Origin of the sequence: Streptomyces torulosus, assembly GCF_001419765.1 — a bacterium.
Classification (GTDB): Bacteria; Actinomycetota; Actinomycetes; order Streptomycetales; family Streptomycetaceae; genus Streptomyces; species Streptomyces torulosus.
Map to the genome: position 1 here is coordinate 1 of NZ_LIRK01000776.1, position 10,531 is coordinate 10,531.

At 72.6% G+C, this 10,531-nt stretch carries 9 protein-coding genes and 1 pseudogene; 3 read left to right on the plus strand and 7 right to left on the minus strand.

Features of this window, described 5'->3' with window-relative positions:
- Window positions 1-36: 36 nt before the first annotated feature.
- From AOK23_RS39670 to AOK23_RS39700, 7 genes are all read right to left on the minus strand, one after another.
- Window positions 37-1,527: an ATP/GTP-binding protein gene (locus AOK23_RS39670; protein ID WP_240496772.1), complete on the minus strand. Its 1,491-nt coding sequence runs from the start codon at window positions 1,525-1,527 to the stop codon at window positions 37-39.
- The gene (locus tag AOK23_RS39675; protein WP_055717288.1) at window positions 1,524-3,017 is read right to left on the minus strand and encodes an SCO6880 family protein; all 1,494 of its coding nucleotides are present in this window, start codon (window positions 3,015-3,017) and stop codon (window positions 1,524-1,526) included. Before AOK23_RS39675 ends, AOK23_RS39670 begins: the two co-directional genes overlap by 4 nt.
- A 173-nt stretch (window positions 3,018-3,190) precedes the next feature.
- On the minus strand, window positions 3,191-4,387 hold the full coding sequence (locus AOK23_RS39680) for a hypothetical protein (RefSeq protein WP_055717289.1): 1,197 nt from the start codon (window positions 4,385-4,387) through the stop codon (window positions 3,191-3,193).
- A 1-nt stretch (window position 4,388) separates the two neighbouring features.
- Entirely contained in the window at window positions 4,389-5,177 is a 789-nt protein-coding gene (locus AOK23_RS39685; RefSeq protein WP_055717290.1) for a DUF8175 domain-containg protein, read from the minus strand.
- Between the two features lie 34 nt (window positions 5,178-5,211).
- Window positions 5,212-5,511, minus strand: a complete 300-nt coding sequence (locus AOK23_RS39690; RefSeq protein ID WP_055521280.1) for a hypothetical protein — start codon at window positions 5,509-5,511, stop codon at window positions 5,212-5,214.
- 385 nt (window positions 5,512-5,896) lie between these two features.
- Complete coding sequence (locus AOK23_RS39695) at window positions 5,897-6,157, minus strand: hypothetical protein (RefSeq protein WP_055717291.1); 261 nt, start codon at window positions 6,155-6,157, stop codon at window positions 5,897-5,899.
- Window positions 6,154-6,678: a DUF6668 family protein gene (locus AOK23_RS39700; RefSeq protein ID WP_055717292.1), complete on the minus strand. Its 525-nt coding sequence runs from the start codon at window positions 6,676-6,678 to the stop codon at window positions 6,154-6,156. Before AOK23_RS39700 ends, AOK23_RS39695 begins: the two co-directional genes overlap by 4 nt.
- Before the next feature lie 852 nt (window positions 6,679-7,530).
- Here AOK23_RS39700 and AOK23_RS39705 point away from each other — a divergent pair.
- The 3 genes and pseudogenes from AOK23_RS39705 to AOK23_RS39715 all read left to right on the plus strand — a co-directional run.
- Window positions 7,531-8,568: a peptidoglycan DD-metalloendopeptidase family protein gene (locus AOK23_RS39705; RefSeq protein ID WP_055717293.1), complete on the plus strand. Its 1,038-nt coding sequence runs from the start codon at window positions 7,531-7,533 to the stop codon at window positions 8,566-8,568.
- Window positions 8,569-8,594: 26 nt separating this feature from the next.
- Entirely contained in the window at window positions 8,595-9,479 is an 885-nt protein-coding gene (locus tag AOK23_RS39710) for a hypothetical protein (protein WP_240496773.1), read from the plus strand.
- 7 nt (window positions 9,480-9,486) lie between these two features.
- Window positions 9,487-10,531, plus strand: a pseudogene (locus AOK23_RS39715) (hypothetical protein); the annotation flags it as partial.

Genomic DNA, 10,531 nt, shown 5'->3' on the forward strand with positions numbered 1-10,531 from the left:
CCCGCACCCGGCACACCCACGCGCACCCCCGAGCCATTAGACGCCCTTGGACAACGTCGGCCGGTTCCACCTCGTGTTCGTGTTGTGCAACTCCCGCTCCGTGTCCGTGATCGACACCTTGATCGGGATGCCCGGACGCCCGCCCACCTTGATGAGGAAGCGGCCGCGCCCCGGCGGTTCCTCGTTCCCACCCGTGCTCGCCCACCCAGGCGGGGACGACCAGGACGAGACGAGTTCGATCTCACGCTCGGACAGGCCGACGATCTCGCCGAGCTCCCGCATCTCCGTACGCGGCAGACCCGCGCACACCACCATCCCGGCCCGCTCCACGAAGCCCCGCGCCTTCGCCCGGTCGGCCTCGCTGCCGAGCGCCTCCGCGTCCTTCAGCGTGTGCGTGATCTTGGCGTCGCCGAGGCCGAGGGAGCGGTTCAGACGGGTCAGCGCGTCGATGCGTTCGACGATGCCGGAGGCGGCCCGAAGGGGGCGCCACAGCTCGTCGAGGACCGTGAAGAACCAGCGCTGGGGGGCGAGGCCCGCGTCGGCGAGGGCGTGGGCCGCCGCCACCGTGCCGAGCCCGTCCGACCAGGCCGCCAGCATCGCCGCCGCCGTGAGCTGCGTGTCCGCCTCACCGATCCGGGAGATGTCGACGCAGACGGCGGGGGACGCCGGGTCGATACGGGTCGACGTCTCGGAGGCGAACGTGTCGCCGAGCGGGCCGTCCAGCACACCGAGCAGCGAACGGTGCAGCGGGTCGACGGCCTCCTGGTAACGCGCCTCGTTGCCCCGGTCCAGCGTCACCGCGCGGACCCGGTCCGGGCCCTCGTCGAGGACCTTCAGCAGATCGGGCAGCAGCGGCGCCCGCCCCTTCTTGGTCCGCTCCGTCAGATGGTGCAGGCACGCCGACAGCACCGACTGCTCGTGGTCGTCCATCGGGCGGCCCCGCACGATCGTGATGAGCGCCGCGACCATGTTCAGCACCCGGCCGTGGGCCTCGGCCGCGAGGATCCGGCCGCGTTCGCCGCCGATCCGGGCCGCCGCCTCGCCCATCGCGCCGGGGTCGAGGACGTTGATGCCGCCGACGCCGCGCCCGATGGAGATCACCTGGCCGCCGAGCGCCCGCACGGTGTCCGCGTAGTCCGGCTTGAGGTCGCCCAGCACCAGCGGCGTGACACCGGTCGCCGACATGCCGATCAGCATGCGGTTGACCAGCGTCGACTTGCCGAGGCCCGGCATGCCGAGCATGAACAGCGACGGGTTGGAGATGTACCGGGCGCGGGTGAACCAGGAGATGGGGTCCCCGCAGACCGTGGCGCCCGTCTGGAGGTGCTGCCCGAGCGGCACCCCCGTCATGGGCGCGCCGGAGCCCGCCGCGAAGGGCCACAGGCCGCACGCCTGGACCGTGGTCGCCCGCCACAGCGCGGGCGGGTCGATGTGCCCGACCTGCCCGCCGCCGGGGCCGGGCCAGCCGCGCGGGGGCGCCGTCTGGGGTCGTGCGGGACGAGTGGCGGACGTGCTGGACCTGGTCACAGCGCCTCCCGGATCTGGTACGGAACGAGGGTGTGCTCCCACGGCAGCAGGCCGACGGGGAGCGTGCAGGTGAACGCCGAGGCCTGCATACGGTCGGCGGGGCGCATCAGGATGCGCGAGGACGCCTGGAGGTTGCGGACGGTGATCGCCGCGTCCGGGAGCTGCTCCTCGTCGTCGACGGTGACCGTCACCATCAGCGAGAACTCCACGAGCCCGGCGCCCGCCGCCTCCTCGGCCGCGGTCTGCTCGGCCGCCTGCATCTCGGAACTGGCCCGCGCCTGGACGAGACCGCGCTTGGAGCCCGCCATGAAGTGCGCGGCACGACGGTCGGACTCCACGATCCGCGCCGACGTCGCCGGGTCGATCGGGCGGTAGATCAGCGAGACGCGCTTGCGGCGCGTCCCGACGGCCGGTTCGAGCAGCCCCCGCAGCACGCTGGAGCGGACGGTGCCGCGCGGGGCGAGCGTCAGCATCCAGGTGCGCGAGACACCCGAGTCGTGCTTGTACGACTGCACCGACTCCACGGCCGCCGCCGGGCCCGCGTCCGCCCACTCCAGGCCGGTGGTGGACTGCTCGGCGCGGGCGCTCAGCACATCGGGGGCGACGGCCGGGTCGTACGCCACCCGGACGACCTCCGAGAGCCGCTCGGCGGACAGCGGGTAGGCGGAGCCGCCGCCGGCCGCGACCAGACCCGACAGCAGGCCCGGCAGCCGCATGGACAGATCGGTGATGACGTCCTCGATGCTCCGCTTGGGGCCGCCGGAGGGGCCGTAGGTCAGGGCGATGTACGTGTGCATCTCCGACGAGGCGGACGGGTAGCGGGCGACGACCTCCTCCATCACCGCGCGGGCGGCGGCCGGAGCGTCCGGCGAGATCCGTGGCAGGACCTCGGCGGCCAGCCGCGTCCCGGTGTCGGGCGCGGTCTCGACGACGACCTGGGCGCCGCGCAGGCCCGGCTCGTGCGACAGCCGGGCGAGCCAGTCGCCCCAGGACGCCACCCAGATGTCGACCTGCTCGGGGTCGACCAGCGAACCGCCGTCCGGCTCGCACGCCAGCACCACGGTGTAGAGGTTGCGGCCGGGGTGGTGGAGCACGCCGAAGGAGCGGTTGTAGGCGTCCCGGCCCTCGTGCATCCGCGTCCGGGCGAGCAGACCGGGCGGGTGGTAGCGGCCGCCCGTACGGCGGGAGAGCGGGCCGGAGACGTAGGTGTGGGAGCCGTTCGCCTTGCGCCTGAACCAACCGATACGCACCGCGACCACCTGATAGACGTTGCGGCCGTCGACCGTGCGCAGCGCGAGCGGCGCGAGGAAGAGGCCGACGGGGATGAGGACGACGATCGCCGCCGTCAGCGAGACGAGTGAGGCGAGCAGCGCGACGAGGAGTCCGCCGAAGGCGACCACGGTGCCGAGGAGGCCCAACGGGCCGAGGCCGGGGCGGCGGGGCCGGCGCCAGTTTCCGTAGGTGGGACGCGTGAGGGCGTCGGTGGACATGGGAAATCCTTCTTCCGGCTGAGTTCGCTGGGTTTCGAGTGCCTGGGAGCTCGGGTGGTGGAGGCGATCGGGCGGCTGCCGGAGCGTCGTGGCTCGTCGCGCTGTTCCCCGCGCCCCTTTCGGGGGCTTCGCCCCATCGAGGAGGCGCGGCCCCAGAGGGGCGCGGGGCGGGGCTACTGGTTGTGGCCCTTCATTCCGTCGTTGTCGCCGAGGGAGTTGGTGATCTCGCTCGCCGCCTGCATGCCGGTCTGTACGACGACCGCGGCTGCCTGGACCGCCACGGCCGCGCCCGCCGTGGCCGCGCCCGCGGCCGCCGTACCGGCCGCCGCGCCCGCGCCACCGGCTCCGCCCGCGCCGGCGCCCCCGGAGGAGCCCGCGCCCGCGGACGGCGAGCCCTGCGGGGCCGAACCGCCGCCCCCGCCACCGCCGCCGGCCTGGCCCGCCGCTCCGGCGGCGCCGCCCGCGATGCTGACCGCGCCGGAGGCGATGTTGTTGGCGGCGTTGAGGGCGACCGTGCCGCCCGAGGTGCCGCCGAGGGCGGCGGTGGCCGGGACGATCAGCTTGAGCAGGGCGGGCAGCGCGAACACCGCCATGATCAGCATGCCCATGCCCGCGATGACCGCGTCCAGATCCTCCTTGTCCTTGGTCATCGACGTGGCCGAGTAGATGATCAGGGCCGCCGCCGGCTTGTACAGCAGCCAGGCCGCGAGCCAGCCGATGTGCTTCTTCCACCAGCCCTCGCCCCACCCGGTCATCGAGGAGGCGGCGGCCAGCGGCAGCGTGCCGACCAGCATGATCAGCACACCGATGCGGATGTACATCAGCACGATCTGCACGAAGCTCGACAGCATCACCAGCAGACCGAAGATCAGCACCAGACCGGGCTGACTGAGCGTCAGCACCCCCAGCATCTCGGAGGCCGTGTTACCGAGATTGGACTTCTTGTACACGTCCACCGCGTACGCGTCCGACGCCTTCATCAGCGCGGTGACCACCGGTACGGCCGCCGCGCCCACGAGGATGACCTTCCACATCCCCATGAACGCCTGTTTCATCGACTGGCCTTTTCGGTCGATCGCCATCCGGATCGACGCGATGAGCAGGGAGGTCACCGCCACGTACGCGACGATCCAGTTGATTTCCGCGGTGATCAGGCCGATGGGACTGCCCGGGTCCATCGTGGGGTTGGCGTGGGTCACGTTGCCCGCGGGCTGGTCGACGTCGATGCTCAGCCAGACACCGTTGAGGGCCTTGAGCACCTCCGACGCGCCGTCACCGATCGCCTTGGCGAAGACGACGACGGCACCCTCCGTGAACTGCTTGCCGCCCTCTTCGATGACGCAGTCGTAGATCTTCCAGGAGCAGCCCATGTCACGCCTCCCAGGTGACGAAGCCGTCGGTGCCGCTCACCTGCGACACACCGCCGTAGATCGTGCCGTCGGCCTCGGGGACGAGCTTCCAGTCGCCGTCCTGCCAGCGCACGGTCACCGAGGCGGAGCCGTAGCCGCCGCCCCCCATGCCGCTGACCAGGACCATCACGGTCGCCTGCGAGCGGTTGTACGTCAGGACCGTGAAGCCGGTGTAGCCACCCGCGTCCGGCGATCCCGTCGTGGACTTGTCGCCGGACTGGGCACGCGTCTTGACCAGCGCGTCACGGCCGGCACCCGGCACGACCTGCCGGTCGACGACCTCGCGCCAGCCGTCGTAACTGAGGTGGTCGGTGATGGAGTGGGCGGCCATGACGGCGCCCATCGGGGTGCGGGCGAAGCAGGACCAGACCGGACCGTCGTACTTCAGCGGGCCCGCCGTCCTCGACACCGGGACCAGACCGGTGCCGTTGGCCTTCCAGTGGAAGTCGCGCGGCGCCTTGGTGGGCCGGGCCTGCACGCTGTCGTCGGTACGGCAGCCGGCCGGGCGGTCCTGCGCACCGCCGTCACCGGAGCCGGACCCGGACCCCGAGTCCGAGGTCGAGGTCGGTGCGGGGCTCGGATCGCCGGACGCGCCGGACGACCCCTCGGCGCCGTTGCCGGTGATCGCGAAGAGCACCGCGAGGACGACCAGCACCCCCAGGAACCCGGCCGACAGGATCCAGCCCCGCTGCTGCCAGAACGGCTGCTCCCACTCCCCGCTGCCCCCTCGGGACCGGCCGGAGTTCAGCATCGTCGCTCCCCCTTTCGACTCGCTGGCTGACGGACTACGCGAAGACGAAGTTCACGAGCGGGCCGGCGGCGGCGACGAGGACACAGCCGCCGAGGACCATGCCGAGACGGCCCATGTGCTCCGAGCCCTCACCGCGGCGCATCGAGATCGCCATCATCGCGCCGGTGATCAGCACGCCCGCGACGCCCGCCGCGGTACCGGCCCAGGCGACGATGCCGAGCACGGTGTCGACCTTGCCGGTGAGCGCGCCGGGGGCGTCGCGGTTCGGGTTCGGGACGGTCCCGTCGGCCAGGTAGACGGCCTGCTGCGCCTTGGTGGCTATCGCGTTCAGCATGTGGTTTCTCCCCGTTTCGGTCGGCCGCAGCGGAGCGGTCGACGTCAACTCACTTGAGCGGATGGGTGCTTGGGATGCTGGCGGGGCCTGAGTCAGCTGCTCGGGTTCCCGGTCGCCCTGTGAGCTTGGCGACTGTGGTGACCCTGAGCCAAGCGATGTAGTGATCCAGCACTGGGCGGTGACGTGGTCGTGACAGACGGGAACTGCTCGTCATGTCCGGGACAGTGACGTGCCGTCATCAGGCCCCGGACCTGCGGAGAAGCGGAGTGTGTCGTACCGGTGTGCGGAAGGAGAGGGTGAAGGGGAGGTGGGCGTGCGGATACGGTGACGGCCCGTCGGTTTCCCCGGAACCGACGGGCCGTCACCCGCTCTCAGTCACGCTCCGTCACATCACGAAGTCCACGATCGGCCCCGCCGTCGCGCCGATGATGCAGGCGCCCATCACCATCGCGAACTGGGTGAGGTGCTCGTCGCCCTCCCCGGACCGCAGCGAGATGGCCATACGGGAGCCGACGAGCAGCAGCCCGCACACACCGGCCGCCGTCACCAGCCAGGCGAGGATGTTCAGCACGTAGTTCAGCTCGTAGGTGACCGTCCCCGGAGGCCCGGCCAGGGTGGTGGCCGCTGCGTACACGGTGTGGCTCATGGGGTCCTCCCGGTGAGACGGGCCAGCGCCGCGCTCTCCCGCGGCGGCGGGCCGGTGAGATCGCCGGTGCGCCAGGCGGGCACCCAGGGCACGCGGTGGACGTCGATGACCGAACCGATCACCTTGACGCGCTGGACGAGCTGCCGCGGCAGTCGCCCGGGCGCGTCCGCGACCAGCACGATCGCGTCCAGGTCGAGTCCCGGCGGCGCGTCGCCCCGCCGGAAGATGTCGAGGGTGTGCGAGACCGCGTCGAGTCCGGCGGCGTGCGTCCGGCCCACCAGCAGCACGGATCCGGGCTCACCGTGTTCCGGCCGGGGCCAGTTGCGGCCCGCGTCGTGACCGCCGAAGACCGCGGCGAGGGTGGTGGACCCGGCGCCACCGTGTGTGGCGACCCAGGAGAACCGCCGCGCGGCGGCGGATGCCAGGGGCTCCGGCTCCTGCGGCAGCACCTCCGCCTCCCCGACGGGCCCCCGCACCCAGATCTCCGGCCCGGCCGTCGCCTGCCCTGCATTCCCCTGCATCACCGCATCACCACTCTCCCCATGTCCACAGCCATCCACCGAAGTTTCCCTGACCCGACGACCACCTCAGCCGCCGACCGACCCGCGCCGAGCCACCGATCAGCGTGCTGTGCCGCCGACGGTTGGTGCCGCCGACCAGCGTGCTACGCCGTCGACGCCTGTTGCCGCCGACCGACTGCCGCGCCGCCGCCGTCTGTTGGCCGCCGACCGTCTTGCCGTGCCGCCGACGCCTGTTGCGTCGACCGTCTTGCTGTGCCGCCGACGGTTGTCGCCGTACGGCCTTCGGCCGCCCGGGCGTTGCGTCGGCCGGCCTGTCGTCGCCGACCTGTCGTTGCGGCCGTCCGGCGCCGCCGCCGAACGGCCTCGGTGCCCGCCGACGGGTTGCGCCGGCGGCCTTACCGAGCCGCCGACATGCCGCCGTCGGACGGCGCGTTGGGCCGTCGGCGAGTATCGCCGTTCGGTCTGTCGTGCCGTCATCGTCGCCGTGCGTCCTTGTTGTTCACCGTCGTCAGGCGTCGCCGCTGTCGGGCCTTCGGCTTCGCCGCGCAGTGCCGGCCGGTTCGTGAACCCGCAACCGACGCGAAGCGGAGCCGAATCAGCCGAGCCGAGCCGACCCCGCCCAGCCGTGGGCCGAACCCGCCGAGCAGGGCCGAACCCGTTCGGTTCGTGGCCCCGTCGTGGCGCTTGCCTCCGATCTTCACCGGGGCGCGGGCGCTTGGGAATTGGGACGTGAGTTCCTGCTACGAGCCTGTGACGTGCTGGTGACGCGGGGAGCGCGGGTGAGCGGAGAGACTCGACTGGCCGGCCTGGACTGGCAGGAACATGACTGGACTTCGACGCTGAGGGGAGCAGATGTCCAACGGGGGTGGGTCCACCACGGGCTGGGTGGTCGGCGGTTGCGTCGCGGCCGTGATGATGCCCGTGGTCATGATGGTCGCGGTGAGCGGGGGAGGCCAGGCCGATGCCGAGGAACAGGGCGGCGTCGGCGGCGGCCTCAAGAACGGGCAGGTCCCGGCGGAGTACGTGCCCTGGGTGCTCAAGGCGGGCTCGATGTGCGACATCATCAAGCCGGCCGTGATCGCCGCGCAGATCGAGGCGGAGTCGGGCTGGAACCCCAACGCCCAGTCCCCCGTGGGCGCCGAGGGCCTGAGCCAGTTCATGCCGGGCACCTGGCAGACCTGGGGCCGCGACGACGACGGCAACGGCCGGATATCCCCGTACGACCCCGGTGACGCGATCATGGCGCAGGGCCGTTACGACTGCGCGCTGGCCAAGCAGGTGCAGGGCTACAAGGACCGCGGCAAGGCCAGCGGCGACACCCTCGACCTGGCGCTCGCCGCGTACAACGCGGGCCCCGGCGCGGTCGAGCAGTACGGCGGCATCCCGCCCTACAAGGAGACCCAGGACTACGTCGTCCGCATCAAGTCCCTGATCGCCAAGTACGAGTCGGTGGACGACCCGCCGGGCAAGCTCCCGCCGGGCAAGCAGATGGCGATGCCGCTGGCCGGCAACCCGCCCGTGACCTCCCCGTACGGTTGGCGCATGCACCCCACGCTCGGCGTCCGCAAGCTGCACACCGGTACCGACTTCGGCGTGGCGGCGGGCACCCCGGTGCTGGCCGCGCGCGACGGCGTGGTCACCTTCGCCGGCTGGACCAACGGATACGGCAACCGCGTCGTCATCTCCCACGGGACCATCGACGGCGACCAGATCTCCACCACGTACAACCACATGCTCGCAGGGCTCAACGTGAAGGCCGGCGACCACGTGAAGGTCGGCCAGCGCGTGGGCCCGGTGGGCTCCACCGGGTACTCGACCGGCGCCCACCTCCACTTCGAGGTGATGCAGAACGGCAAGTACGTGGATCCGGCGCCCTGGTTGGGCCTGTAGTGAGGCCTGTGGTGACGGCACGGACGATGACGACGGGGAAGGACACCGAGGTGAGGAGGGGGACGACGATGGTCAGGAGGAGCGACGGGCGCCAGATGCCCGGCGCCCGTACGGGAGCGGGCGGACGCGGCGCGTCCGACGGGCTCCGCCGGGCCGGGGCGGTGGTGCTCGCGACCGTGACCGGCGTGGCGGTCCTCACCGCGTGCGGTCTGCAGGACCACCGCGAGACGGTCGGCGGCGGCCCCGGCGCCTCGGCCGAACCGTCGATCGCCCCCAAGGCCCCGCTGCCCTCCGGCAAACCGCTGGGCGACGACGCGCACGTACCGAGCCCGTCCCGAGTCGACGACCTGGACGCCACCTCCGTCTCCAGGGCGTGGGTCGAGGTCGCGTACGGCTACGACACCAAGTACGACATGAGTCCGCACGACGCCGTCCTGCGCACCGCGCGCTGGCTCACCCCGGACAAGCGGAAGGCGGAGCGTTCGTACCGCCCCGCGAGCGGCGCCGGCGAGAACTGGAACTCCTGGGCGGCGCACAAGGCGTGGACGACCGTCGAGGTGGAGTTCGACGACGACGGTGACGCGCCCTCCGACACCGCCACCGAGGCGTACCGCGCCGTGTTCGTCGACGGCGAGGCGCACGGCCGGGACGGCTGGACGGGAACCGGTCCACAGGCCACGGTGTATCTGAAGCTGGTGCGTTCGGGGAAGGGCGAGCCGTGGCGGGTCGACGATGTGCGTACGGTGGAGGCCGCGGCGCAACCACCGACGTCACCGACGGCGTCGCCCTCCACAGCGTCGTACACGGGAGTCGGCGGGAAACCGCTGTCTCCCACGGCGCCGGTGTCTCCCGTGTCACCGGTGTCCTTCGATCTCCCGTCCGCCGTTTCTCCTTCTGACCGACCCGAGTGAGGGAACGATGACTCGACTCAGCCGCGAACAGAAGCGGGAACTCAAGCGTGCGGGCCGCGGGCCGGCACCGGCCGGGCTGACCCCGATCGACGTGCGCGTCTCCGCGGAGGCCGGCGCGACCGTCGGCGGCATGCCTGTACCGGCGGCCGCGGGGGAGTCCCTGCAGAGCGCCGCGCTCGACTACCTCCACCGTCTCGCCCTCGCCACCGGCCACCCGGTCCTCGCCACGGTCCACGACGAGCGCATCGGCTACGTCGTCCCGCTCCAGGTCCATGTCGACGGCTCCAGCCGTTTCGCGGGCGAGCCGGTCCAGGTCGCCGAGCCGAGGGGAGACGTCACGACACCGTCCCGCCCCGCGCCAGCGGCCCCGCCCGCGCGGCCCGTGGCCGAGCCTGTTGCCGCGCCACCTGCGGGCGAGCCGGTCGCCGCGCCGGGGCCGCGCCGGGACAAGTCGACGTATGTGCTGCGCGCGGTACCGGAGTCGGCGGCCCGGGGGATTCCCGAGCAGGAGCCGACTGCTCCGGAATCCCCGCACGCCCAGCCGCAGGTTCACGCCCAGGCGCCGTCGCAGCTGCCCCACGGCCAGCCCCAGCAGTCGCAGCCGCAGGGTTACGCCCACCAGCAGTCGCACGTGCCGGAGCAGCCCCACGCGCAGGAACAGCCCCCCGCGCCGGAGCAGGCCCACGCACAGGAGCAGCCGCACTCGTCGGAGCCGCAGCCCCAGCAGTCGCAGCCCCAGTCGCAGGTGAAGCGGGAGCCCAGCACGATGCGTCTGGCGGCGGTCAAGCCGGCGCCGTCAACCGGGGACCCGGTCGGTCACCCGGTGACTCCCGAGCGGCCGAAGCGCGAGCCGAGCACGCTTCCGCTGACGGCAGCGAAGGCCACCGCTCCCGGCCAGGAGGCGGCCGGCGCCCCGGCGGAGCCCCCGGCTGCCGCCGAGCCGAAGCGGGAGCCCCGGACGATGCCGCTCACCGCGGCGAAGCCGGCGGCGGGCGGTGTCGCCCCGTCGACCTTCGTCCTGCGCGCCGTCCCGGAGCCCAAGGACGGCCCCC

What these genes read in the sequence shown, in the direction of transcription:
- AOK23_RS39700 (WP_055717292.1), bottom strand. Translation starts at nt 6,678, where the DNA reads ATGCAGGGGAATGCAGGGCAGGCGACGGCCGGGCCGGAGATCTGGGTG.
- AOK23_RS39705 (WP_055717293.1), top strand. Translation starts at nt 7,531, where the DNA reads ATGTCCAACGGGGGTGGGTCCACCACGGGCTGGGTGGTCGGCGGTTGC.
- AOK23_RS39710 (WP_240496773.1), top strand. Translation starts at nt 8,595, where the DNA reads ATGACGACGGGGAAGGACACCGAGGTGAGGAGGGGGACGACGATGGTC.
- AOK23_RS39690 (WP_055521280.1), bottom strand. Translation starts at nt 5,511, where the DNA reads ATGCTGAACGCGATAGCCACCAAGGCGCAGCAGGCCGTCTACCTGGCC.
- AOK23_RS39675 (WP_055717288.1), bottom strand. Translation starts at nt 3,017, where the DNA reads ATGTCCACCGACGCCCTCACGCGTCCCACCTACGGAAACTGGCGCCGG.
- AOK23_RS39695 (WP_055717291.1), bottom strand. Translation starts at nt 6,157, where the DNA reads ATGAGCCACACCGTGTACGCAGCGGCCACCACCCTGGCCGGGCCTCCG.
- AOK23_RS39685 (WP_055717290.1), bottom strand. Translation starts at nt 5,177, where the DNA reads ATGCTGAACTCCGGCCGGTCCCGAGGGGGCAGCGGGGAGTGGGAGCAG.
- AOK23_RS39680 (WP_055717289.1), bottom strand. Translation starts at nt 4,387, where the DNA reads ATGGGCTGCTCCTGGAAGATCTACGACTGCGTCATCGAAGAGGGCGGC.